Origin of the sequence: Microbacterium amylolyticum (assembly GCF_011046975.1) — a bacterium.
GTDB classification, from domain to species: Bacteria; Actinomycetota; Actinomycetes; order Actinomycetales; family Microbacteriaceae; genus Microbacterium; species Microbacterium amylolyticum.
This window is the reverse complement of the sequence record NZ_CP049253.1, coordinates 305,441-330,472: the sequence shown is the minus strand read 5'-3', so window position 1 is coordinate 330,472 and position 25,032 is coordinate 305,441. Positions and strand designations below refer to the sequence as shown.

Annotated in this window: 21 protein-coding genes; 11 read left to right on the top strand and 10 right to left on the bottom strand. The window is 64.5% G+C overall.

What is annotated here, in order from left to right:
* Positions 1-37: 37 nt before the first annotated feature.
* A complete protein-coding gene (gene leuS, locus G6N81_RS01720; protein WP_165132249.1) occupies positions 38-2,626 on the bottom strand; it encodes a leucine--tRNA ligase in 2,589 nt (862 codons plus the stop codon).
* A gap of 125 nt (positions 2,627-2,751) precedes the next feature.
* Here leuS and G6N81_RS01715 point away from each other — a divergent pair, with 125 nt between their 5' ends.
* From G6N81_RS01715 to G6N81_RS01695, 5 genes are all read left to right on the top strand, one after another.
* On the top strand, positions 2,752-3,393 hold the full coding sequence (locus tag G6N81_RS01715; protein ID WP_241245023.1) for a DedA family protein: 642 nt from the start codon (positions 2,752-2,754) through the stop codon (positions 3,391-3,393).
* Positions 3,394-3,397: 4 nt separating this feature from the next.
* Entirely contained in the window at positions 3,398-4,426 is a 1,029-nt protein-coding gene (locus G6N81_RS01710) for an App1 family protein (protein ID WP_241245022.1), read from the top strand.
* Between the two features lie 114 nt (positions 4,427-4,540).
* A complete protein-coding gene (locus G6N81_RS01705; RefSeq protein WP_165132243.1) occupies positions 4,541-5,242 on the top strand; it encodes a hypothetical protein in 702 nt (233 codons plus the stop codon).
* Positions 5,239-6,879 (top strand): DNA polymerase Y family protein, encoded by a 1,641-nt coding sequence (locus G6N81_RS01700; RefSeq protein ID WP_165132240.1) that lies wholly within the window; start codon positions 5,239-5,241, stop codon positions 6,877-6,879. The genes G6N81_RS01705 and G6N81_RS01700 overlap by 4 nt, the downstream gene beginning before the upstream one ends.
* The gene (locus tag G6N81_RS01695) at positions 6,879-10,304 is read left to right on the top strand and encodes an error-prone DNA polymerase (RefSeq protein ID WP_165132237.1); all 3,426 of its coding nucleotides are present in this window, start codon (positions 6,879-6,881) and stop codon (positions 10,302-10,304) included. Before G6N81_RS01700 ends, G6N81_RS01695 begins: the two co-directional genes overlap by 1 nt.
* Here the strand turns inward: G6N81_RS01695 and G6N81_RS01690 are convergent.
* On the bottom strand, positions 10,218-10,736 hold the full coding sequence (locus G6N81_RS01690) for a signal peptidase I (protein ID WP_165132234.1): 519 nt from the start codon (positions 10,734-10,736) through the stop codon (positions 10,218-10,220). The genes G6N81_RS01695 and G6N81_RS01690 overlap by 87 nt on opposite strands.
* A gap of 201 nt (positions 10,737-10,937) precedes the next feature.
* Between G6N81_RS01690 and G6N81_RS01685 the strand changes: the two genes are divergently transcribed.
* The 5 genes from G6N81_RS01685 to G6N81_RS01665 are packed head-to-tail and all read left to right on the top strand — an operon-like array spanning position 10,938 to position 15,404.
* The gene (locus tag G6N81_RS01685; protein ID WP_165132231.1) at positions 10,938-11,645 is read left to right on the top strand and encodes an SOS response-associated peptidase; all 708 of its coding nucleotides are present in this window, start codon (positions 10,938-10,940) and stop codon (positions 11,643-11,645) included.
* A 38-nt stretch (positions 11,646-11,683) separates the two neighbouring features.
* Entirely contained in the window at positions 11,684-12,970 is a 1,287-nt protein-coding gene (locus G6N81_RS01680; protein WP_165132228.1) for a M18 family aminopeptidase, read from the top strand.
* Complete coding sequence (locus tag G6N81_RS01675; RefSeq protein ID WP_165137570.1) at positions 12,970-13,818, top strand: 3-methyladenine DNA glycosylase; 849 nt, start codon at positions 12,970-12,972, stop codon at positions 13,816-13,818. The genes G6N81_RS01680 and G6N81_RS01675 overlap by 1 nt, the downstream gene beginning before the upstream one ends.
* Positions 13,806-14,504, top strand: a complete 699-nt coding sequence (locus G6N81_RS01670) for an NUDIX hydrolase (RefSeq protein ID WP_165132225.1) — start codon at positions 13,806-13,808, stop codon at positions 14,502-14,504. Before G6N81_RS01675 ends, G6N81_RS01670 begins: the two co-directional genes overlap by 13 nt.
* A 51-nt stretch (positions 14,505-14,555) precedes the next feature.
* Positions 14,556-15,404: a Cof-type HAD-IIB family hydrolase gene (locus G6N81_RS01665; RefSeq protein WP_165132222.1), complete on the top strand. Its 849-nt coding sequence runs from the start codon at positions 14,556-14,558 to the stop codon at positions 15,402-15,404.
* A 13-nt stretch (positions 15,405-15,417) separates the two neighbouring features.
* On the opposite strand, the gene G6N81_RS01660 is transcribed toward G6N81_RS01665, so the two are convergent.
* From G6N81_RS01660 to G6N81_RS01635, 6 genes are all read right to left on the bottom strand, one after another.
* On the bottom strand, positions 15,418-16,641 hold the full coding sequence (locus G6N81_RS01660) for a DUF6716 putative glycosyltransferase (protein ID WP_165132219.1): 1,224 nt from the start codon (positions 16,639-16,641) through the stop codon (positions 15,418-15,420).
* On the bottom strand, positions 16,638-17,510 hold the full coding sequence (locus G6N81_RS01655) for an N-acetylneuraminate synthase family protein (protein ID WP_165132216.1): 873 nt from the start codon (positions 17,508-17,510) through the stop codon (positions 16,638-16,640). Before G6N81_RS01655 ends, G6N81_RS01660 begins: the two co-directional genes overlap by 4 nt.
* A complete protein-coding gene (locus tag G6N81_RS01650; RefSeq protein ID WP_241245021.1) occupies positions 17,507-18,703 on the bottom strand; it encodes an acylneuraminate cytidylyltransferase in 1,197 nt (398 codons plus the stop codon). Before G6N81_RS01650 ends, G6N81_RS01655 begins: the two co-directional genes overlap by 4 nt.
* Complete coding sequence (locus G6N81_RS01645) at positions 18,700-19,623, bottom strand: hypothetical protein (protein WP_165132213.1); 924 nt, start codon at positions 19,621-19,623, stop codon at positions 18,700-18,702. Before G6N81_RS01645 ends, G6N81_RS01650 begins: the two co-directional genes overlap by 4 nt.
* Positions 19,624-19,761: 138 nt before the next feature.
* Positions 19,762-20,613 (bottom strand): formate dehydrogenase accessory sulfurtransferase FdhD, encoded by an 852-nt coding sequence (gene fdhD / locus G6N81_RS01640; RefSeq protein WP_165132210.1) that lies wholly within the window; start codon positions 20,611-20,613, stop codon positions 19,762-19,764.
* A 1-nt stretch (position 20,614) separates the two neighbouring features.
* A complete protein-coding gene (locus G6N81_RS01635; RefSeq protein WP_165132207.1) occupies positions 20,615-22,921 on the bottom strand; it encodes an FdhF/YdeP family oxidoreductase in 2,307 nt (768 codons plus the stop codon).
* A gap of 237 nt (positions 22,922-23,158) precedes the next feature.
* On the opposite strand from G6N81_RS01635, the gene G6N81_RS01630 reads away from it, so the two are divergent.
* Complete coding sequence (locus G6N81_RS01630; RefSeq protein ID WP_165132204.1) at positions 23,159-23,602, top strand: hypothetical protein; 444 nt, start codon at positions 23,159-23,161, stop codon at positions 23,600-23,602.
* A 20-nt stretch (positions 23,603-23,622) separates the two neighbouring features.
* Here the strand turns inward: G6N81_RS01630 and G6N81_RS01625 are convergent, their stop codons facing one another.
* Together G6N81_RS01625 and G6N81_RS01620 are read right to left on the bottom strand one after the other, a co-directional pair.
* Entirely contained in the window at positions 23,623-23,907 is a 285-nt protein-coding gene (locus G6N81_RS01625; RefSeq protein WP_165132201.1) for an Rdx family protein, read from the bottom strand.
* A 69-nt stretch (positions 23,908-23,976) separates the two neighbouring features.
* Entirely contained in the window at positions 23,977-24,972 is a 996-nt protein-coding gene (locus G6N81_RS01620; protein ID WP_165132198.1) for an arsenic resistance protein, read from the bottom strand.
* Positions 24,973-25,032: the final 60 nt, after the last annotated feature.

Here is a 25,032-nt window from a genome sequence, read left to right as displayed (position 1 = left end):
CCTCAGATAACATCGCCGATGTTCGGCTGTGAACGACCTACTTGACGACGAGGCTGACGATCTTCGGCGCGCGAACGATCGCCTTCACGATCTGCTGATCGCCGATCGAACGCACAACCCGCTCGTCCTCGCGGGCCAGCTTTTCGAGCGTCGCGGTGTCGATCTTCGCGGACACCTGAAGCTGAGCGCGCACCTTTCCGTTGACCTGAACAACGGCCGTCACGTCTTCTTCCACCAGGAGGGTCGGGTCGGCGTCGCGCCATGTCTGCTGGCTAATGGAGCCCTCATAGCCGAGCTGCTCCCACATCTCTTCTGCCGTGTGCGGAGCGAACAGGTCGAGGAGCATCGCCGTTGTTTCCACGGCCTCACGAACGGCGGGATCGCCGGTTCCGGGGCCCTGATCGATCGTCTTGCGGATGGCGTTGACCAGCTCCATGAGACGCGCGACAACAACGTTGAACTTCGTCTGTTCGACGAGCCCCGGCGCATCGGCCAGCAGGCGGTGCGTCACGCGGCGCAGGCCCTGGTCGCCATCGGCCCACTTCACGCCCGGTTCGCTCGAGACCTCGCGCGAAACACGCAGAGCGCGGGCGAGGAACTTCGTCGCACCGGCCGTCGAAACGTCCTTCCAGTCCTTATCGTCCTCAACGGGACCGGCGAAGGCCAGCGCAACGCGCAGAGCGTCGGCTCCGTGCGCCGCGAGCTCATCGCTGAACAGAACAAGGTTGCCCTTCGACTTCGACATCTTCGCGCCGTCCAGGATGACCATGCCCTGGTTGATCAGCGCCGAGAACGGCTCGGTGAAGTCGACATGACCGAGGTCGAAGAGCACCTTGGTGATGAAACGCGCATACAGCAGGTGCAAAATCGCGTGCTCAACGCCACCGACATAGGTATCAACGGGAGCCCACCGTTGCGCGTCCTTCGGATCGAAGGCGCGCTCTGTGTTGCCCGGCGACAGGAACCGCATGTAGTACCAGGAGCTGTCGACAAACGTATCCATCGTGTCGGGGTCGCGCAACGCGCGCTCACCCGTGACGGGATCGGTTGTCTCGACCCACTCGGTCGCAGCGCCCAGCGGCGACGATCCCTTGGGCTTAAGATCGAGGTCTTTCGCCTGGGGAAGACGCACGGGCAGCTCAGCGTCCGGAACCTTTTCAATCCGGCCGTCCTCGGTGTGCACCATCGGAATGGGCGTTCCCCAGAAACGCTGGCGCGAAATCAGCCAGTCGCGCAGACGGTACTGCTTGGCTGCACGCCCCGTCCCCCTCGCCTCAAGGATCTCGATCGTCTTGGCGATCGCGTTGCGCTTGGACATGCCGTTGAGCTCGCCCGAGTTGATCATCCGCCCCTCGCCCGGAAGTGCCACTCCGGTTTCGACGGGGCTGGGGAGCGGATCCGGCTCGATGAGGTTGCCGTCATCGTCGGTCTCGATCACCGGGATAGCGCCCGTAATCGGTGCCGTCGTATCGACAACGATGCGCACAGGCAGGTCGAATGCGATCGCGAAGTCGAGGTCACGCTGGTCGTGAGCGGGCACGGCCATGACGGCGCCGTGTCCGTAATCAGCCAAAACGTAGTCAGCCGCCCAAATCGGCAGGCGCTCGCCGCTGACGGGATTGATCGCGTAGCGCCCCAGCGGAACGCCGGTCTTCTCGCGGGAGGCGTCCTGCCGCTCGATTTCCGTCTGCTTCTGCGTCTTCACCAGATATTCCTGGAAACGCTGCTGCGTCTCGGCATCGGCTGTCGAGACCAGCTCGGATGCCAGATCGCTGTCGGGCGCGACAACCATGAAAGTTGCGCCGTACAGCGTGTCGGGGCGCGTTGTGAACACCGTGACCTTCTCGTCACGGCCCTCGATCTCGAAGTCGACATCGGCGCCAACAGAACGGCCGATCCAATTGCGCTGCATCTGCAGCACCTTGTTCGGCCATGCACCCTCGAGCTGGTTCAGATCGTCCAGCAACCGGTCGGCGTAATCGGTGATCTTGAAATACCACTGCGTGAGCTTCTTCTTCACCACGACCGCGCCAGAGCGCTCCGATGTGCCGTCAGGAAGAACCTGCTCGTTTGCAAGAACGGTCTGGTCTACCGGATCCCAGTTGACGTAGCCGTCCTTGCGGTATACGAGGCCGCGATCGTACATCTGCTGGAACAGCCACTGGTTCCAGCGGTAGTACTCGGGATCGGAGGTGTGCAGAACGCGCGACCAGTCGAACGAAACGCCGTACTTCTTCAGGCTGTCTCGCTGCTGGGCGATGTTGTCGTATGTCCACTCACGCGGATCGGCGCCACGCTTGATCGCGGCATTCTCAGCGGGAAGGCCAAAAGAATCCCAGCCAACGGGGTGCAGAACGTTGTACCCGCGGTGGCGCCAGAAGCGCGCAATGATGTCGCTGTAGAGATAGTTCTCCGCGTGACCCATGTGCAGATCACCGGAGGGGTACGGGAACATCGGCAGAACGTACTTGCGCGGACGCGTATCGCGCTCGTCGCCGGCGGAGAAGGTGCTCTTCTGCTCCCAGTGCGCCTGCCATTTGGCCTGGATGGCGTGCACATCGATCGTCTCGTGTGCGGAGATCTCGGGAGAGCTGGTCTGTGACACGTCTGTAGGAGCCAATCGCATAGTGAACGGCGCGCGTTGTCCCTCGCGCGCGAAAAACTGGGAGATACCAGGTTAGCGCGGGGTCGGCGCGCGCGCCTCCACGTGGAATGGACGACGCCGATAGGTTGCCCCGGTATGGTGTCGCCGTGCTCAACGATGTCCTGACGGCGATTCTCGATTTCGTGGAGGGCGTTGCACCCTGGTTACGCATCCTTATCGCGTCGGTGGCAATCGCCCTCGAGACCAGCGTGCTCATCGGGCTTATCGTTCCGGGTGACACGATCGTCATCGTGAGCGCCATGGGCGTGACCTCGGTTCTCGAGGGCGTCATTCTCGGTCTTTTCGTCGTTCTCGGCGCTCTCGTCGGCGAGAGCATCGGGTATGCGATCGGCTGGTGGGTGGGGCCGCACTTCCGCGCCTCTCGCGTTGGCCGATGGATCGGTGAAAAAAACTGGCAGCGCGCCGAGAACTACTTTGAGCGCCGCGGGGGGATCGCGATCTTCCTCTCGAGGTTCCTTCCCGTTATGCACTCGCTCGTGCCGATGATCGTTGGCATGTCGAAGTACTCATACCGCCGCTTCCTCGCCTGGACGATCCCTGCCTGTGTTTTGTGGTCCGGCATCTACATCACCATCTCTGCCTCGGCAGCTGGCACGTACCGTGAGCTCGGCTCCAGCGCCCATTACGCGGGGTACGTTTTCGTGGGAATCATCGTGGCGGGCCTTCTTCTTTTGTTTGCCGGCAAGAAGCTCCTGCAGTGGCGCGAGGCGCGCCACATGAAAGACTGAGCGGGTGCCCCAACGCCCTCCCCTCGCGACGCGTAAAAGAATCCACTGGGTAGCCCGACTCGAACGCCGCTTCCATGGATGGCGCGAGCGTGTTGCCCGCCGCACAGGACGCGCCCCCCGCGTTGTCCCCTTCCCCGGATACGGCGGGGACGGCTGGATTCGCGTTGTCGGACGTGTCCTCATCCTTCCCCCTCTGTCCACAAAACGCGGACGCGATGCGGGTGTGCGCGGATGGCGGGCATTTCTCGGAATTCCGGTTGCGTTCTCGACCGTCACCGTCACGATCGCTGGACGCACACATGAGGTCGCCGCCGATCGCGGCGGGGTCATTGACGCCGTTCTTCCTGCTGATCTCGCCCCGGGATGGCAGACCTTTCAGATGTCCGTTGAAAACGGCGAGCCCGCCGAGGCTTCCGTTTTCGTTGTCGATCCCGATGTGCGCTTCGGCATCGTCTGTGATGTGGACGACACCGTCATGGTCACGGCTCTGCCCCGCCCCTTGCTGGCCGCGTGGAATTCCTTCGTCGTCAACGAACACGCCAGGCAGCCGGTTCCGGGCATGGCCGTTCTGCTTGAGCGCCTTGCCAAGCGCACCCCAGGAACGCCCATGATCTACCTGTCGACGGGGGCGTGGAATGTCGCACCGACGCTGACCCGCTTTCTTCACCGCAACCTCTTCCCGCGCGGGTCGATGCTGCTCACCGACTGGGGCCCGACGCACGACCGCTGGTTCCGCAGCGGCCGTGAACACAAGGAAACGAACCTTCGGCGCCTCGCCGAGGAGTTCCCCCACGTTCAGTGGCTGCTGATCGGTGACGATGGCCAGCACGACGATGAGATCTATACGACCTTTACGTCCGAGCACCCTGATGCTGTCGCTGGTGTGGCGATTCGCCGCCTGACCGCCACGGAGGCAGTTCTTGCCGGTGGTCGGCAATACGTTGACGACCACTCGGCCGCCGGTGTGCCCTGGGTGACGGCGCATGACGGCGCTGGTCTTGCTCAGCGCCTGGAGAAGGTCAACCTGCTGTAGCGCACGCCCGTTCACGAAGCCCCGCTCCGCCCCGCTTGTTTGTCAGGGGTTCGGAATAGTGTTCGAATACTCATTGTTAGTATCGAACATACGTTCTATTCTGGAGGTGTGGGAATGGCTGTCGTTCAAGCCGCCCAACGGGCGGAACAGATCTCCCAGGTCACGCAGCTCCGCGCGCAGATCGGGCAGATGCAGCGGCGCACGGCCACGGTCGATGCGCTGCCGGTTCCCTCTGCTATCAGCCCCCTGTTCCCGCACGGCGGGTTGCGCCCCGGCGCCGCGTATGCCCTGCCGGATTCCGCCAGCCTTCTGCTCGCGCTTCTCGGCGCCCCCTCTTCCGAGGGCGCATGGTGCGCGGCAATCGGCCTTCCTCATCTCTCCGCCGCCGCCGCCGAGGCTCACGGGGCAGATCTCTCACGCCTCGTGTTCGTTCCTCATCCCGGAGAGCGCTGGATGCAGGCAGCCGATCATGCGGCCGAGGTCTTCCCTGTTGTCGCCGTACGTCCGCAGGGTCGCGTCATGCCCGGTGAGGTCGCTCGCCTCGATGCCCGCCTTCGCGATCGCGGTGGCACGTTGCTCGTGTGCGGCCCCTGGCCGGGGGCCGATGCGTTTCTCACAATGCGTGATCCGGAGTGGAAGGGCGTCGACAACGGCCACGGCGTTATCGCCTCGCGGGCCGTCACGATCGCTGCTGGCGGACGGGGAATTCCGCACGAGCGCTCTGTTCGCGTCCTCCTCCCCGGCCCATCGGGCCAACTGGAGTCCGCCGCCCACGCACACATGGAGCGTCCGCGACTGCGGGCGGTCGGAGCATGAACGCGGTTCGCGAGGGCGTCTCCGCGCTCACGAACCCGTCAGCACCCCCGGTGCGAGTGATCACCGTGTGGATTCCCGATTGGCCCATCGTGGCGTATCTGCGTTCCACAGCACGTGAGATCGGAGCCGCTGACCGTCCGGAAGACAGTGATCCGATCGCCCTGTTCCACGGAAACACGGTAGTTGCCTGCAACCAGGCCGCCCGCAACGCCGGAGTCTCCCGCGCCCAGCGCCGCAGAGATGCGCAGGCCGCGTGCCCTGCCCTCCGCATCGCGCGTGCTGACGAGAGCAGGGATGCTCGGTCTTTTCACGATGTCCTCGCGGTTCTCGAGCGCCTCTCCCCCGGTGTACAGCCGCTGCGCCCGGGTCTTGCCGCTCTGCGGGCTCGCGGGCCCGCACGGTTTTATCGGGGCGAACGCTCCGCAGCGGAAGCTCTGCTCGGCGCGCTCGCGCACGCCGGCTTCCCCCATGCACACGCGGGTATCGCCGACGGGATCTTCACAGCAGAGCAGGCCGCGCGCAGCGCGGGCACACGGGCCGACTCTCCTCCCATTGCCATCGTTCCTCCCGGCGGTGCAGCCGATTTTCTCGCCCCGCTTCCCGTGACCGCCCTCGGCGATCGTGATATCGCACTCCTGCTTGCCCGGCTCGGTATCCGCACCCTCGGCGGCTTCACGCAACTTTCACCCGAGCTCGTTCACGACCGTCTTGGCGATCACGGGCTCCGTCTGCGCGCACTCGCTTCCGGGGCAGACTCCCGCCACGTTTCCCCGATGCCCCCGCCGACAGAGATCGTCCGCGAGATCGCGTTCGAGCCCCCGTTGGACATGGCCGAGCAGGTGGCCTTCGCCGTGCGTCAGACGGCCGAGGCGTTCTGCAACGCCGCCGCCGCAGAAGGCCTCATCGTCACAGCAGTGCGCATCACAATCGAGAGCGACCTCGGAGGTCGGAGCGAGCGCATCTGGCAGCATCCCGAACACTTCGATGCCGCAAGCGTCGTCGACCGGGTGCGGTGGCAGCTCGAGGCCGAGGCCCGTCACAAAGCCCCAGTGCAGGCGCAACTCTCACCGTCAGAAAGCGCCCTCCCCGGCGGTGCCAGCCGTGTACTCATCGAGCCGGAGGCGGTCGATGCCGCCACAGCCCATCAGCCGACGCTTATCGGCCAGGGGCCGGACGAACGTTCGCACCACGCCATGACGAGGCTCCAGTCCACGCTCGGACACGAGGGCGTTCTCACGCCAACGCTCGCGGGAGGGCGGTTCCTCGCCGAACGCGAGGTGCTCGTGCCCTGGGGCGATGCGCAGACATCAGACCGCGATCCTGCGCTGCCATGGCCCGGTTCGCTTCCCGATCCGCTTCCCACGGAAATCTTCCGCTTGCCTCGCTCTGTTCGAGTATCCGGCGCGGCAGGCGCCGAGGTTCGGGTTGATGAACGTGGCCTCCTCACGGCTCCTCCCGCAGAGATCGCGGGAAAGGCCGTTACCGGATGGGCGGGGCCGTGGCCGGTTGTCGAACACACATGGGATGTCGATCGCGCGCGCCATGCGCACCGCTTCCAGGTGATTGATGCGTCGGGTGATGCCTGGCTCGTCGTTCTCGAAAATGGCGAGTGGTGGTTAGAGGGGAAGTACTCGTAATGGGGTGGAAAAATCCCCCGATCCCCTGGAGCGAGCTCGAGCGCGCTCTCAGCGGCACACGCCCCGATCTGCGCCCCGTTGGCGCAGACGCCGGGGACAGCCCGGCGTGGAGCACAAAACGCACGCCATACGACCCGCCGGTCATCACGCGAACACCCTCGCTAACGCGCTACGCCGAACTCCATGCACACTCGTCGTTTTCTTTTCTCGACGGTGCGAGCTCCCCCGAGCAGTTGGTAGAAGAAGCAGAGCGGCTGGGGCTTGAGGCGCTCGCCCTCACCGACCACGATGGATTCCCCGGAATAGTGCGTTTCGCGGAGGCCGCCGAGCACACATCGCTTCGCACCGTATTCGGCTCCGAGCTCTCGTTCGGCCTTCCTGCTCCGCAACAGGGAATCGCCGACCCCGTCGGCACGCACCTGCTCACCCTCGCGCGCGGCGAAGAGGGCTATCACCGGCTCGCCGGAGCGATCACGCGTGCGCAGCTACGCGGCCGCCAGAAAGGGCGCCCGCTATACGACATCGAAGAACTCGCAGAGCACACGGCCGGGCACATCGCCGTTCTCACCGGTTGCCGCAAGGGGGCGGTCGGCCGGGCTCTGCGACGTAATCTGCCACGGGCGGAACGTATCTCTGCGGCCGAGAAGGAGCTCAGACGACTCGTTGATCTGTTCGGCAACGACAGCGTCTTTGTCGAACTCACCCATCACGGCGACCCCCTCGATGACAACAGAATCGATGTTCTGGCGCAGATTGCCCAGCGTGTGGGAGTGCCAACGATTGCCACCAACGGGGTTCACTACGCAACACCAGACAAGGCACCACTTGCTCAGGCCGTTGCGGCAATTCGAGCCACCCGCAGCATGGACGACCTCGACGGATGGCTCCCGGCCCACGCATCAGCCCACCTGCGCTCCGGCGATGAAATGGCCAGGCTCCTTCCCCGGCATACGGAGGCAATCGAACGCGCAGCCGACCTGGCCGCTGAGCTCGCTTTTCCCCTCCGCAGGGCAAAGCCCGCTCTGCCAAAACAGCAGGTTCCCGCGCCCCATACGCCGATGTCCTATCTGCGCAAACTCGTGTGGGCCGCCGTTCCTCAGCGTTACCCCCGCCTTCGTGAAGAAGACCGACAGCGCATTGCGCACGAACTCGATGTCATCGAACAAAAAGACTTTCCCGGCTACTTCCTCATCGTCCACGACATCGTTCAGGAGGCACGACGCCGCGGCATCCTCTGCCAGGGGCGGGGCTCGGCGGCCAACAGCGCCGTCTGCTACCTCCTGAACATCACGGCCGTCGATGCGATCGCCTATCAGCTACCGTTCGAACGCTTTCTCTCAGCGATGCGCGACGAAGAGCCGGACATCGATGTGGACTTCGATAGCGATCGCCGCGAAGAGATCATCCAGTGGGTCTACCAGCGCTACGGACGCGACCGCGCGGCCCAGGTGGCCACGGTAATCCAGTACCGCCCGAAGAACGCCGTCCGTGATGTTGCACGGGCGCTCGGCTATTCCCCCGGTCAGCAGGACGCCTGGTCACGCCAGGTGGAACGCTGGGGCGGGAAACTCGATTCCGGGCCCGATCACACGATCCCGGATCGCGTCATCGAATACGCATCCGAGCTTCTGAAAGCGCCGCGGCATCTCGGTATCCACTCGGGTGGCATGGTGCTCACCGATCGTCCCGTCGGCGAGGTTGTTCCGATCGAGCACGCCCGCATGCCGGATCGCACCGTGATCCAGTGGGACAAGGACGACGCGGCGTGGATGGGGCTCGTGAAGTTCGATCTGCTAGGCCTAGGCATGCTCTCAGCTCTGCAACATTGCTTCGACATCATCCGTGCCTCCACGGGCGAGGCGTTCGAGTTACGGGATCTGCCACGCGAGGAACCTGCCGTGTACGACATGCTGTGCCGGGCCGACTCGATCGGGGTGTTCCAGGTGGAGTCGCGCGCACAGATGGGGCTTTTGCCGCGGTTGCAGCCGCGGTGCTTCTATGACCTCGTTGTTCAGATCGCACTCATTCGCCCCGGCCCGATCCAGGGTGGCGCTGTGCACCCTTTCGTGCGACGCCGGATGGGAACAGAGCCCGTCACCTATGCACACCCAAAGCTCGAACCCGTATTGCGGCGGACCCTCGGCATTCCCGTTTTTCAAGAACAGCTGATGCAGATGGCGATGGCTGTCGGCGACTGCACGGGAGAAGACGCCGATCTCCTCCGCCGCGCGATGGGATCCAAGCGCGGTCAGGAACGCATCGACTCGCTGAAGGAAAAGCTCTACGCCGGCATGGCACGCAACGGCATCACGGGACAGCTCGCCGAGTCGATTTACGCGCAGATCCAGGCGTTCGCCAATTTCGGATTCGCGGAGTCCCACTCGCTGTCTTTCGCCCTGCTCGTCTACGCGAGCTCGTGGATCAAACTGCACTACCCCGCGGCTTTTCTTGCGGCACTCCTGCGTGCACAGCCGATGGGGTTTTACTCCCCCGCCACGCTCACCGCTGATGCCCGGCGGCACGGTGTCGAGGTGCTCCGGCCGGACATCTCCCTCTCGGGCGCCGAGGAAGCGCTGGAAGCGCGTGACCCGAATCGTCGCGGGCCGACGGGGCTGGCTGATTGTCTGCGCGATCATCTCGCGGATGGTCGGGAGACACCCCCGGCCAGGTTCGATGCCTCGGCGCCCGACCGGCATGAGGAGCATCGGCGTGACGGGGGTTTTGCTGTGCGGCTCGGGCTAGCGGGCGTGACGGGAATCGGCGAGAAAACGGCGCAGAGAATCATCGAGGAGCGGACACGGGGTGGCGCGTTCACATCATTGAACAACCTCGTTCGCCGCACGGGCCTCAACACCGCCCAGGTGGAAGCGCTCGCAACAGCGGGAGCGTTCGCTTCTTTCGGGTACGGCACTCGGGAGGCACTGTGGCTCGCGGGCGCCGCTGCCAAGGACCGTCCCGAGTTCCTTGAGGGAACTGTGCAGGCCGTACAGCCTCCGCTCTTCCCCGATCCGACAAGCTACGAACGGCTGGCGAGCGATCTCTGGGCGACGGGGATTTCCTCCGACGATCATCCCCTCACACATTTTCGCGGTCCGCTCGATGCCCGAGGCGTTCTCACCTCTCGTCAGCTGCGCACACATGAGTCAGAGCGGCGCATCGAAATTGCCGGTCTCGTCACACATCGCCAACGACCCGCGACCGCGTCCGGGGTCACCTTCCTCAACCTGGAAGACGAGCACGGTCTGGTGAACGTGATCTGCTCCGTTGGCGTGTGGACACGGTTCCGCCGTCTTCTGCGTGACAGTCCTGCGCTCATCATTCGCGGCGTGCTCGAGCGTTCACCCGAGGGCGTCGTCAATGTTGTCGCCGACGGTGTCGAAGACCTCCGCGTCGGAATCGGGCATCGCTCGCGGGACTTCCAATGATCCGTGCAGGAGCGGATCGATCCCGAGGAGATCCTGCACCCACAGTTGTGGGAGACCGATGTAGGGAACAGCGAAGCGCGTGACCCCCACTTCCGTCACCGTGTATCCCTCACGGTCAATGCCGGAGTTCGCATCTCCCTTCAGCGTCAGAACTGCCGTTCCGTCGGCGATCTGTGAGCTGAAATCAATGTGCACAACACGGTGCGTGACAGTTCCGGGACCATTGAAGCGATCGGTGGTGACGACATCGCCAATATCCACCTCCTCTACGGCAACCGTTTCGGAATAGACGATGGTGCCCACGGGAAACTCGGGCTCCATGGACCCCGAGATAATCACGAGTGGCGTCAACTGCAGCGCCGACAAAGCCAGCGCAAAGCCCGCCCCAAACAGGGCCGCTGTGGCCGCGCACACCGCCGCTGTGCGTTTCACAACGCTTCCCCGCGCGGCCCGGCATGTGGCAGCGGTGATGGTCCGGATAAGTCGCGAAATAGGCATGGCGCCCTCCCGCGCGTCACACGTCCATGTGCGTCGCGCCCGTGACCTAAACGTTACCGACGAAGCATCCCGCGTTCACCCGGCCCATTCATCCGCATACTTCGCACGACAGGCGTCAACGCGTACGCTCGAAGCATGTGCGGACGCTTCGTGGTGGCCAAAGTCGGCAATGAACTCGTGGGAGAACTCCGCGCTGATCACATCGCCGACAATCTGCCCGCGCCGTCATACAACATCGCGCCGACGCAGTCGGCCGCGATCGTTCTGGACTCATCGAAAACGGAGCCTCCAACGCGACGCCTCGAGAGTGCCCGCTGGGGCCTCGTTCCGCGCTGGGCAAAAGACCTCAGCATCGGCCAGCGGGCTTTCAACGCGCGGGCGGAAGAACTCGAGCACAAGAAGATGTTCGCGCCAGCGTTGCAGAGCCGACGGGCTGTGATTCCAGCAACGGGTTACTACGAGTGGAAAACGACCGAAGAAGGCAAGGTTCCGCTGTTCGTCCACTCTGCAGACGGCGACCCCGTTCTGTTCGCGGGGCTCTATGAGTGGTGGAGAAACCCAGAAGCAGGCGAAACGGATCCGGCACGCTGGGTTCTCAGCTTCACGATTCTGACGCGCGAAGCCGTCGGACGCCTCGGATCGGTGCATCATCGCATGCCCGTTTTTCTCGATGTCGACCATGCGGACGCCTGGCTGGACACCGATACCTCCGATCCGCGCGATGTTCTGGACGCGGGAATTGACGATGCGCCGCGCGTTGCCGAGTCTCTCGCCTGGCACGAAGTCGGCACTGCGGTGGGAAACGTTCGCAACAACGACGCCACGCTCATCAAGCCGCTCTGATCCGAGCCCCTCACGGCGCAATCGGGAAGAATGGTCAGGTGACTCACTCGATCCCCGCAGCCGCACGTGCCCATGCCGATGACCTCGCCGCGTATGTGCAGGCCTCCCCGTCGTCGTATCACGCCGCCCAGGAAGCGTCACGGCGCCTTACCGCTGCCGGTTTCGTTCCGCTGGACGAGGCACAGGCGTGGGAGCTGACACCGGGCGGGCGTTATCTGGTTGTGCGGGACGGGTCGATTATCGCCTTCGTGTTGCCGGAAACGGTCGAGGCGACAACGCCATTCGCGATCGTCGGCGCCCACACGGACTCTCCCTCCTTCAAGCTCAAACCGCGTCCGACCACGGTCGGCGCGGGCGGATGGTGGCAGTTGGGGTGGGAGGTCTATGGCGGCCCCCTCCTCAATTCCTGGCTCGACCGCGAGCTTGAGCTTGCCGGACGAATCGTGACGTCGAACGGCGCCGAGCACATCGTTCGCACCGGGCCGATCGCGCGTATCCCCCAGCTCGCCATTCACCTTGATCGTCAGGTGAACGACGGACTCACTCTCGATAAGCAGCGCCACACGGCTCCCGTGTGGGGCCTGGGTGAAGCCGAATCCGCCGACATCGTCGCCGTTCTGGCTGATCGCGCTGGTGTGCGCGCTGCGGACATCGCCGGCTACGACATCGTCGCGGCCGATACGCAGCCGCCCCGCGTTTTCGGCGCTCATGAGGAGATGTTCGCGAGCGGGCGCATGGACAATCTGCTGTCGACCCACGCAGGACTCATCGCCATCGAACAGGCGAAGCCTGCGAGCTCGATCGCCATGTTCGCCTCTTTCGACCACGAGGAAATCGGCTCCGCATCGCGATCCGGCGCTGCCGGGCCCTTCCACGAGGACGTTCTGCGCCGCATCCTCGGCGTCTTCGGCGCCACAGACGAACAGCGGGCCATATCGTTCGCGACCTCGCTCCATGTTTCGAGCGACGTTGGGCACGCCGTTCACCCGAACTATGCCGATCGCCACGACCCCGCAAACCGGCCCGTTGCCGGCGGCGGCCCCATCTTGAAGATCAATGGGAACCAGCGGTACGCAACGGACGCTCACGGCGCCGCCGCCTGGAACTCCGCGTGTCGCGACGCGGGCGTTCCGTCCCAGGAGTTCATCTCGAACAACCAGGTCCCGTGCGGATCAACGATTGGCCCCATCTCCGCCACCCGTCTCGGTATCCGAACAGTTGATGTGGGTGTGCCGATTCTGTCGATGCACTCGGCGCGCGAGCTCACAACCGTTATCGATCCCTGGTACCTCACACGGGCGATGGGGGCGATTCTGGCCCGGTGATAACGCTCACCGAACCCGAATGGCGCGCCAGGGAGAGCGCGCACGCCAGACGCGCCGATGCGCTCACGGCGTCCCACCGCGCACGACAGGCGCGAGGCGAAAAGCACCCCGTCTGGGACTTCCTGTTCACGTACTACTCCTACAAGCCTGCTGTTTTGCGCCGCTGGCACCCGGGCGCCGGCGTTGAACTCGAGAACGCCCGCGGTGATGCGCGCGCGCAGTGGCGGTGGTACGTGCCCGGATCATCTCCCGGTTCCCTCGCCGTGGACGTGGATGCCTTCGAGCGCGAGAAGACATCGCTCACGCGCCTGATCGAGATCATGCTGCGCCGAACCGCCGCACGCCCCGGGCAATTCGACTGTTTCGGGTTGCACGAGTGGGCAATGGCCTACCGACAGGATGAGCATCGGCACCCGCAGCCGCTCCGTCTCGGGCGGGCCGGAACCGATGATGTCGTCGAAGCGCACGACCTGCGGTGCACACACTTCGATGCTTTTCGGTTTTTTACCCCGGACGCCGTTCCGCGAAATCGCCTGCGCCCAACGCGCGAAGCACAGCCCGATCTCGATCAGCCTGGTTGTCTGCACGCCGGCATGGATGTGTACAAATGGGCGATCAAATTGGGCCCCCTCGTGCCGGGCGAGATTCTGCTCGACGCCTTCGAGCTGGCCAGCGAGATCCGGCAGCTCGATATGGAAGCGGCCCCCTACGACCTTCGCGAGCACGGATTTCTGCCCGTTCAGATCGAGACGCCGGAAGGAAAAGCGGAGTATGTCCGCCGGCAACGCGCCTTCGCCGAGCGCGGCAACACCCTGCGGACACGGATACTGGAGGCATGGCGCGGATGAACCTGGCATACGAACAGCTCAGTGCGCTGCCGTCTCGCCTCCGCGGCCAACCCCTGTGGCAGGCACCCGAACCGAACGAGTTCGATCACACAACGGCAACGCACGCCGCCATCCTCATTCTCTTTGGCGTTCTCGATGGCGTTCCCTCGGAACACAGCGCTCAGGCCGTTGGTCGCGATCTGGATGTTCTTCTTCTCACCCGCGCGACGACGCTCCGTTCGCACCCAGGGCAGGTGGCGTTTCCCGGCGGGCGCGTCGACCCCGGCGACGCGGACATCGTTGCCACCGCGCTGCGTGAAGCTCAGGAAGAAACGGGCCTGAACCCCGCGGGCGTCGAAGTTCTCGGAACTCTGGAACCGCTTCCCCTCCCCTTCTCCGGACACGCCGTCACGCCCGTTCTCGGATGGTGGAGAGACCCGTCGCCCGTCGGTGTTGTTGATCACGCCGAATCGTCTGACGTCTTCCGTGCCCCCGTCGCTGACCTCCTCGATCCGGCAAACAGATCGCTCTGGGAAATCCCGCAGGGGGATCTGGTCCGCACCGGACCGGCGTGGGAGCTCACCGTGCACGAGCGCCACCACGTTGTGTGGGGGTTCACGGCGGGAATTCTCGACCGGCTCTTCGCCCGTCTCGGCTGGGAGGAACCGTGGGACAGCTCACGGCGGACACCGATTGCTATTCCGTGACGCGCGGCGACTGCAACACGCACGTGACATGAATCGCGAGAGGATGTCAGAGTGACGCATACCCCTACCCTCGGGCTTCTCCTCGACGTCGATGGCCCGCTCGCGAGCACGGTAACCCGCACGATGCGCGTTCCGACGCTTGCCCCCGACCTCGTCGCCCTGGCCAAAGCCGGCTGTCCCATCGTCTTCAACACGGGGCGGTCAACTGACTTTCTCGCCGAACAGGTCGTCCCCCGTCTTGTGGAAGCAGGGATGTCAGCCAATGCCCCGGTGTGGGGCGTGGGGGAAAAAGGCGGAACATGGTTCTCTTTTCTCCCCGATACCGCCGATCCCGTAATGGGAGAGGTTCTGCGCGATGAAACCCTCGTGCCACCACACGCCTTGATCGACGAGGTGCGGGCCATCGCCGAGCGGTTCTCAGACATCGTATTTTTCGATGAGACCAAGCGAACGATGCTGTCGATCGAACACCACGTCGATGTGCCGAACGAGACGTTCATCGCTGCCCGCACATCCATGGTGGCGGAGATCGAAGAGGCGATCGAACGTACCGGCGCGGAGAGCATGTCAATCTATCCCACGGTGATCTCCATCGATGTCGAACATGTCAACAGCGGGAAGGCACTGGGTGCTCGGCGTGCGCTCGGACTGATCAGTGAGCGGATGACGCCCCCGCGAACCTGGTTCACGGCCGGCGACTCCGGTCAGGACTACGACATGTCCCGCCAACTTCACGAGCTGGGCTTCACAACGACGCACCTCGATGTTCGCCCCCACGGGCAGGTTCCCGAGGTCGCTTTTGAGGTCATCCGTGAGCGCCCGCGCTTCGACGAGGGCGTCGCAGAAGACGACATCACAGCGCGGCACATCGCTCGGCTGCGGTCACAGCTCGCCTGCTGAGTGCGGGAGCGCGTCAGGAGGTCCTGGCCAGACGGCGACGTACCCGGCGGAAAAGACGCAGGGCGCCGCGGGCGGGAACGCCGACGACGAACGCCGCCCGGCCCGCCGCTGATGTGTCGCGGTTGCCGAGCGCAAGTCGGCGTTCCCACACGAACCGCGCCGTGCGAAGAAGCGTCTGACGTTCTTCGCGCACGGGGGACGACGTTTCCTTCTGCCGTTCCTCGACGAGTGATTGTGCGAGCGCAACCCACGTATCGTCCGCCGGATCGTGAAAGTAGTTTTCGTCGAGCCACTCTGCAGCGGGATGGCGGAAGTTCCGCGCGATGACCTCCTCCTCCCCCGCGAGGAGGCCGCTCCCGTGAAACACGGTGTTGATCAGCGCATCGTCGATTCCGAACGTATCGAGGGCGATGACCGGAACTCCGTGCGCCGCCGCCTCAATTGCGGCCGTTGAACTCACCGTCACAAGTCCCTGCGCCGATACCAAAGCTGCCGACATCGGCTCATACGAGATGACGAGGTTGTGCGGCTGACCGATGGCCGCGAGCATCGCCGGATACGGATCATCTTCGCGGTGGGTCTCGTGCTCTCCGGGCCGTCCGCGCAGTTTGAGGACGACCCTGCGCGACGGGTCCGCCTCGGCGGCACGCACGAGGATCCGTGCCACACGGAGTCGCTCGGCAGGGTCAGCAGGGATGCGTGCCTGGGCAGCAAATACCAGGTCCGTTCCCTCGTCCGAGCTCAGCCACTTTCTCTGACGCGCGAACGGAAGCGTCGCAAGGGCGAAGCGCTGCGTGATTCCGCGCTCGACCGCCAACGCCGCGAACTCGCTCACCTCACGGCGCGAATGAAGGATGAACATCTCGCACGCGCGCCGAAAGTGCAGCGCACGCCACGTTGCTGGGATGGAAATCCCCGGCAGGCCGGTCGCACGCACGGCGCGAGGCTCCGCGTGCGCTGCAACGCGAGCGATCACACGGGCCACGGGCCCGCGCGCAGCAACCAGCACGACGTCGGCGCCGATCAGCCGGTGCGGAAGATCGTCAAGCGAGGTGCGCGCAACCCGTTGCTGATCAAGACCGGCCCCCGCCAGCGCGCGACTCAGCTGTCCGTCCGTCACAACAAGCTCCGTGTCGAGCACCACGAGGGTTCCGTCGACATCCGCGGATCCGAGCAACCATGCCGCCCACTTCACGTATGAGTCGGTGTCGGCAACCGCGACAACCCGCAGGCTCACGCGCCGACGCGGCGCAGCTTCGCTTTCGGCGCCTCTTCACCGGCGAAAACGCGCTTGACGCCATCGCCCCGTGCCGTCTCGATGATCCGAATGTCTCGAACCAGTGTGCTGAGCCCGCCCGGTTCGAGGGATGCCGCGTGGTCCGATCCCCACATCGTTCGGTCGAGCGTGATGTGGCGTTCTATCGCCTGCGCGCCCAGCGCGACGGCGGCGAGCGAGATCTGCAGTCCGCGTTCGTGACCCGAATACCCGACGGGTACCCCGGGGAAACGATCGCGGAGAACCGGAATCATACGCAGGTTCGCCTCGTCGGGTTCCATCGGATAGGTGGACGTTGCGTGCATGACGACGAGGTTCGATGTTCCGAGCGTCTCGACCGCCCGGTCGATCTCGTCCATCGTGGACATTCCCGTCGACAAGATAACGGGCTTTCCCGTGTCGCGCAGCGCCTCCAAAAGCTCGATATCCGTCACGCTCGCAGAGGCCACCTTGTGTGCCACAACGCCCAGGTCCTCCAGGAACTCCACGCTGGGCACGTCCCAGGGCGAAGCAAACCATTCAAGGCCGCGGAGCAGCGCATGATCGCCGATATCGATGTACTGGTCCCGGTCGAACTCGACGCGGTGACGATACTCGAGGTACGACATCGTGCCCCACGGCGTCTCGCGCGGAACATCGCGCATGTACGCCGGAGTGCAGATCTCGGGCGTGCGCTTTTGGAACTTCACCGCGTCCGCGCCGGCGTTCGCCGCAACATCGATGAGGTGCTTGGCGAGCTCAACCGATCCGTTGTGGTTGAGGCCGATCTCGGCGATGACAAAGGCCGGGGCCCCGCCGCCGATGTCGTGTGAGCCAATGGTGACGCTCATGGACGCATCCCTTCTGTTAGCGGTGCCGGCCGCCGCGCGGCAAGCACCCGTTCTGCGAGCTCTCTGACAGCCCCATGTCCGCCCGGACGGGTGAGCAAACTGCGCGCGCTCGCCGCAACAAGCGGATGAGAGTCGGGCACCGCAATGGGCCAGCCGACCGCCTCGAGTGCGCCAAGATCATTGACGTCGTTGCCGACATAGGCGATACGCTCCAGGGGGATACCCCGCTCACGAGCCCAGGTCCTCAGCGCGGATTCCTTGTCGCTGAGAGCCTGGATCACCTCAACGCCAAGCTTGTTCGCGCGGGCTGCGACAACGGGATTCACCTCCGTTGAGAGGATCAGAATCGGCACGCCGGCCTCACGCAAGAGGCGCACGCCCATCCCGTCGGAGCGGCTCACGCGCACGTGTTCCTCGCCCGTCTCGGACACGATCGCGGTGTCGTCCGTGTGCACACCGTCGAAGTCGGTGATCACTGCGTCAACGTCAATCGGTCCCGCGTCGCGTGCCTCCTCGGGGAAGGCACTCGCGACGAGCCGAGCCAGACGCAAATCGGCCGGGGTGTCGATGTCGATCGCGGTTTGCTCCGGAACCACGACGATCTCGGTCCGCCCGAAGAAGCGGTGGCCGCTCGCACGGAATCCCATCGCGTCCATCACATAGAACGCACCGGTTTCGACGAACAACGCCTCGCGGTCTTGCCGACGTGGCCGATGTGCGGCGTCGTGCCCGACTGCCCAGGCGCCGTCCGCTGTGTCGGCCCAAAAAAACTCATACGACTCACGAGCGGAAAACGCTACGTCCGCCGTGCCTCCGCGCACCATCGACACGGCCGCTTCGAGCTCTCTGCGCGGAAGAAGCGGGGACGTCGCCTGCACGAACGCGATCGTTGCCATCTCGACCCCTCGATGGCTCAGTTCATGGATTGCGTGCAGCAACGCCGATTCCGACGATGCTTCGTCGCTGGCGAGCTCCTCGGGGCGCAGGACAATGTCGGCCCCCCACTCGCGCGCAACGCGACTGATCTCGTGATCGTCGGTTGTGACGACGACCCGGTCAATACCCGATATCTGCGTGCAGGTGCGTACGGCTCGTGCGATCAGTGGTACGCCGCCAACCAGGGCGAGGTTCTTGCCGGGAATCCCCTTCGAACCACCGCGCGCGGGAATGATCGCCACCGTCTCCGCCGTCACCGCGCGTCCTCTCTCTGCGCGAAAAGGTCGAGCTCGCGAACGCTACTCGTGGTCCCGGCCAGCACACGACGCAGCGTTGTCGCCGCGCTTGAGCGGAGCGTCACGATGTCGAAAGAACGCCCCTCGCCTGCGAGCACGATTTCGACGGGGAGCGGAATGCGAACCGGACGCGCGAGCGTCGTCGCCGCAATCTCATCGACGAGAGCAGAACTCTCTCGGCGGTGGGGAAGATAGGCGGCTCCGCCGCGTGCCTGTTCCCGAACCCATGAGATATATGCCTGACGCGGAATAAGGCCGTCTTCCACGCGGGCCGTCCCAAGCACGATGCGCGATGACAGCTCTGCGCGCCACAAGGACCGGCTCGGGGCCGTCGATCGGAGCCACGAGAAGTCGTGTCGCACTGACCCCACTCCCAGGTCTGCGAGCCGGTCTTCCCGCTGCGCCCCCAACGGAAACGCCGTGAAGATATCCACTGCGCCCGATGCGGCGCGCATCCGTACGGTGTCGAGCGCAAGAGGCGCGACCCGGCGGCTCAGCCCCCGCTCCGCCACGCCGGGCCGCGAGTAGGAACGGACACCTGTTAAGGCGTCCACGAAGGAGACGGCGTTCAGCCCGTCATCAAGAAACGTGAGGCGTCGCGGACGAAGCACGGTGGCCGCGAGACGAAACTGCCCCGAGAACCCATCACCGACAAGCCAGTGGTCGTGCGCGGAAAGCATCCGCCAGGGGATCCCCCAGAACCCGTCCTGGATGCCAAAAAGCGCTCCGCGCACAGAAAGTTCGCGCGCCGTTTCCTCGACCTGAGTCGCCAGACGGGCGGCGAGATCGACACGCACCCCGGTGTGGGCAGCCCATTCGGCTGCGCCAATGAGCTGCAGAGGAGATTCGACCCAGGCAACCGGGACGTCGACCTTCGGCATGCGTCTCCCGGGTCGTGAGCGGTCGGCGGCCCATCTGGGCCCGTCCGGCGATGCTCCTCGCCTCCGGTAAACCACGTCCCGACATCACATGTCGGTTCTCTGACGCAAAGGTGAATGATCGGCGCTCGTCCGACAGCGTCAGCTAGCTGCCAGCACGGAGTGACGGATCCGGTGCTGTCCCGCGTACACATTCATCGTGTCGCCGCGCAAAAATCCCACCAGCGTCAGGCCGCTCTCGGCCGCAAGATCGACCGCCAACGATGACGGCGCCGATACCGCGGCAATGACGGGAACACCCGCCATGAGCGCCTTCTGCGCGATTTCGAATGCCACCCGTCCCGAAACCATCAGAACGTGACCAGACAGCGGGAGACGTCCGTTCATTGACGCCCACCCGAGAACCTTGTCGACGGCGTTATGGCGTCCGACATCTTCTCGCGCAACAACGAGGTCGCCCGTGACTCCGTCGAAGAGCGCAGCAGCGTGAAGGCCGCCCGTTTGGTCGAAGACGCTCTGATGGGAGCGGAGCAGGTCGGGAAACGAGGCAAGAGCCGCGGCGTCAACCACCAGCGGATCATGTGCAACGGGATACACAGACTCCGTTCGCACCGCGTCGACCGATGCCTTTCCGCAGACACCACACGAGCTCGTCATGTACACATTCCGCGCCATGTCTGGGCGCGGGGGTGCCACCCCGGGAGCAAGGGTGATGTCAAGAACGTTATAGGTGTTCGCCTCGCCGCCCGTTCCCGGGCCACCGCAGTGGATCGCGGAAGCGATGTCGGCGCCGGAACGCACAACGCCCTCGGAGAGAAGAAAACCCGTCGCCATTTCCACGTCGTGGCCTGGCGTCCGCATCGTGATCGAGAGAGCCTCTCCGCCAACGCGAATCTCCAGGGGTTCTTCCACTGCCAGCGTATCGGGACGACGACGCACGCCGTTCGTCAGCGAGATGCGGGTCACAGGGCGACGCGCAACGATTCGCCCCATGTCAGCCCCGACTCTCGAATCGCACCACGACCGCCTTCGAGGTGGGCGTTCCGCTGATATCCGCGTACGACTCCAGCGGAACCAGCACATTCGTTTCCGGGTAGTACGCGGCCACGTTGCGTCGCGGGGTGTCATAGGCAACCAGGCGGAAGGCTTCCGCCCTGCGCTCTTCTCTGCCCTCTGGCCCCTGCCACTCGGAAACGATGTCGACAATGTCTCCGTCGTGAAAACCGAGGTCGTCAATGTCCTCGGCATTGATCAGAACGACTCGACGCCCGCCATGGATGCCGCGGTAGCGGTCGTCCTTGCCATAGATGGTGGTGTTGTACTGATCGTGCGAACGAAGAGTCTGCAACAGAACTCGCCCTTCGGGAATGTGCGGGTATTCGAGCGGGTTGGCGGTGAACATCGCCTTGCCCGTGGGGGTGTCGAATCTGCGTGCATCACGAGGCCCGTTCGGCAAGAAGAAGGTTCGTCCTCCCTGAATGCGCTCTTCGTAGTCGCCGAAACCGGGAACGACGCGAGAGATCCCATCGCGGATGAGCGCGTAGTCGCCTTCGAGCGCCGCCCAGTCGGCCCGGGGGGCGTTCGCACGGTCGCGAAAAACGCGCTCGCACAACCCGGCGATGATCGCGACCTCGCTGAGCAGGTCCGCCGCTGGCGGCGACAGGCGACCGCGCGAGGCGTGAACGGCTCCCATGGAGTCCTCCACCGTGACGCGTTGTTCGCCGCCCTTTCTGATATCGCGATCCGTACGGCCCAGAACGGGCAGGATGATGGCGCGCGTGCCGGTGACGACGTGCGATCGGTTGAGCTTGGTCGATATCTGAACCGTGAGGTCTACCTTGGCCATCGCCGCCTCAACGACGTCAGTGTCGGGCGTCGCGCTGACGAAGTTGCCGCCCAGCCCCATAAAGAAGCGCACGTCGCCATCGCGCATCGCCCGGATGGCCGCAACCGTGTCATAACCGTGTTCGCGCGGCGCCGAGAACGCGTACGCATCGTCGAGTGCCTGGAGAAAAGACTCGGATGGCTTCTCATAGATGCCCATTGTGCGGTCACCCTGCACATTGGAGTGACCGCGAACGGGACACACACCGGCACCCGGGCGACCGATACTGCCCTGAAGGAGGAGAACGTTGACCACTTCGCGCAGTGTGGGAACGGAGTGCTTGTGCTGCGTCAGCCCCATCGCCCAGCACACGATCGTCGCCTGTGACGCACGAACCTGCTCGGCGATCGCCCGCATGCGCTCTTCGCTCAGGCCCGTCGCCCGTTCTAGGTCGGACCACGAGACCTCCGCCACCGACCCGGCATAGGCGTCGAACCCTGATGTGTGCGACGCCACGAAGCGCTGATCTACCACACCGCCGTGAAGAGCTTCCTGCTCCAGCAGGTGCTTGCCGATCGCCTGGAACAGGGCCTGGTCGCCGCCTAGTCGGATCTGCACGAAGTCGTCGGCGAGCTTCGTGCCACCGAGAATCGCGCCGTGCGGAGTTTGCGGATTGTCGAAGTGCAGCAACCCCGCTTCGGGCAGGGGATTGATGGCGATGATCCTCGCGCCGCGCTTTTTTGCTTTCTCCAGCGCGCTGAGCATACGAGGGTGGTTCGTCCCCGGGTTTTGTCCCGCAACGATCAGGAGATCGGCCTCATGGATGTCCGTGATCGAGACCGTGCCCTTACCGATTCCGATCGTTTCGGTCAGCGCCGACCCGCTGGATTCGTGGCACATGTTGGAGCAGTCGGGCAGGTTGTTGGTGCCGAATCCGCGAACGAGCAACTGATAGAGGAAGGCTGACTCGTTCGACGCCCGGCCGGAGGTGTAGAAAACGGCCTCATTCGGATCGCTCAGCTCGCGCAGGTGGTCGGCGATGGTGTCCAACGCCGTGCTCCATGAGATCGGCCGATAGTGCGTATCGCCCTCATCGAGCATCATCGGCGTTGTCAACCGGCCCTGCTGTCCGAGCCACCAGTCGTCACGACTGCGCAGATCGTCAAGGGAGTTTTCGCGGAAGAACGCGGGCTCTACACGGCGGATCGTCGCTTCTTCCGCCACCGCTTTGGCGCCGTTTTCGCAAAACTCCGCGAGGTGACGCTTGTCTTCTTCTGGCCATGCGCAGCCCGGGCAGTCGAAGCCGTCCTTCTGATTCACCCGGAGCAAGGTCTGCGCCGTCCGTACGGCGCCCATCTGGTCGACAGACATCTTGAGCGCGTGAAGAACGGCGGGAATTCCCACCGCGCGTGTCTTCGGATCGCCCACCGTGAGCTGCGATTCATCGATGTTCTGCGTCGGGGGCTTCGTCACCATACGCCCATGCTATTCATCCGCGACGCCCCGGGGAATCGTCATTCTCGATGGGCCTTTCATCCCGTGGAAGATAACGAAAATAACGACTGCCGCGACACGCCCTGTGCGCCGTGCGCGTCGCAACGGACACTGCCGCGCGCGGGCTTACGATCAACCAGAGAGCGGCAGCACGATCGAGCGGATCGCGGCCCGCTCACATCACCCCGCGCATGTCTCAACATCGGGAAGGGAGAGCCTGTGCTGATCGTCATAGGACTGGTGGCGGTGTGCATCCTGGCACTTGTCGCCTCGGCCGGGCTCTTGTTCGCCGCTGTTCTCCTTGTCCGCCTCGCCTACGACTTCGGCATTACGGGAATTCGTCAGGCCTCGCGCAGCTTCTTCCTCGAGGACGGATGGCGACGAGCAGCGTCCGCCGCAGCCGTCGGCGCGCGGCGCGCAGCGGCAGCGACATCTCGCGGGGCACGCTTCGCCGGCATCGCCATCACACGGTGGGGACGCATCGCGGGTGCCGAGATCGCTCGCATCTCGAAGCAGATGTGGATCGTCACGCGCCGCTCGACGCAACGAGCACGCGCCGCAGTAGCACAGCACCGCGCGGCGCCCCCGGTGTTGTCGGATGTTCCGCCCGCGACGGACGGGACGGGTCCTATCCCGACCGTTGCGACGGGAACCGGCACATAGGGACGCTCTGACGGGTTCCGCTAGGTGGCGGGCCGGTCCGCATGTCCGAGGGATTTTTCGGGCGCAATGATGTCCCTCACACGCCGCTTCAACTCGGTAATCTCCGGAAAGCCGTCATCACGCTTCCGGTTCCACACGTGCGCGTCGCCGATGTCGATGCGGAAGACACCGCCCGTGGCGGGAACCAGCGCGACTTCTCCGATCTCATCGGGAAACGACTGCAACAGCTCCCCCGCGTACCACTGTGCGCGTAGCTGCCATCGGCACTGTGTACAAAAGGTGATCTGAATACGTGGACCCGTCATGTCTCGAGCTTGCCATGCCTTTCGTCTCGCTCGGTCACTAAGACACCTCCCGCACCGCCCTATACAACGTCACAGAGGGAATGGTCTTTCCGGCTCCCGATGACCGGAATGCGCTGCGATTTTCGGAACCAAGCGCACGAAGACCACCATCAAAATCAGTTCGACGAGCGTTTGGGTCACAACGACGAGGGCAGCAAGACCGTAGGTTGCGGGCAACGCGAGAACGAGCGGGAGGACCACCAGCGAATTACGTGTGGCCCCGCTAAACATCACTGCGCGTGTTCCGGGCACATCGAGACGGAGGGCACGGCCAGCGATTCGCCCAACGAACAGCATGATGACGGCGAAAAGAACAAAGACGGGCACTGTGAGCATCAGAGCATCGATTCGTCCCCCGACACGGGAGATCTGTGACGTCACAACCACCGCGAGAGTCACCATCATCAGCGGTACCATCGCGCTGAGCGCGGTGTCCATCACGCGCCTGCCCAATCCGGAGCGCCTCGCGAACGCTTGTGTCACGGTAGCCGCAGCCAGCGGAAGAATGATCAAGAACAGGAGCGCTTCGACGAAGGGCGCAGGGTCGATGGCCGATATGAACTCCGGGCCGACGAACGCCCACAGGTAGAGCGGGAGAAGTGCCATCTGCCCGATCATGAGCAGAGGCGCTGCCGCGAGCAGCCTGTCTCGTGCACCACCAGCAATACCGGTGAAGACGATGACGTAGTCGACGCACGGCGTCAGCAAGACGAAGAGTACGCCGATGAGCAGCACGTCGTCGTGGGAGACGAGGCGTGAGAGCAGCCAGACGACGATCGGTGCCACGACGAAGTTCACCGCGAACACGGCCCCGAGGAAGCGGTGGTCGCGGAAGGACGTGCGGATGTGGGAGAACGGGACGCCGAGAAACGTCACATACAGCAGGAGGGCAAGAACGGGCTCAATCGTCAGGCGTGCCGGCGTGGCGATGCCGGGCGCCGCGAGCCCGATCGACGCACCCCCGGCCAATGCCAGTAGGTAGAGCACGACCTGGTGTCTCTCCATCCACTCGGCCGCTTTTCGCATGAGCGCCATTCTTCCAGTGGTCGCGAGTGTTCTCCCGCCGACCGCACCGGGGTTGTTCAC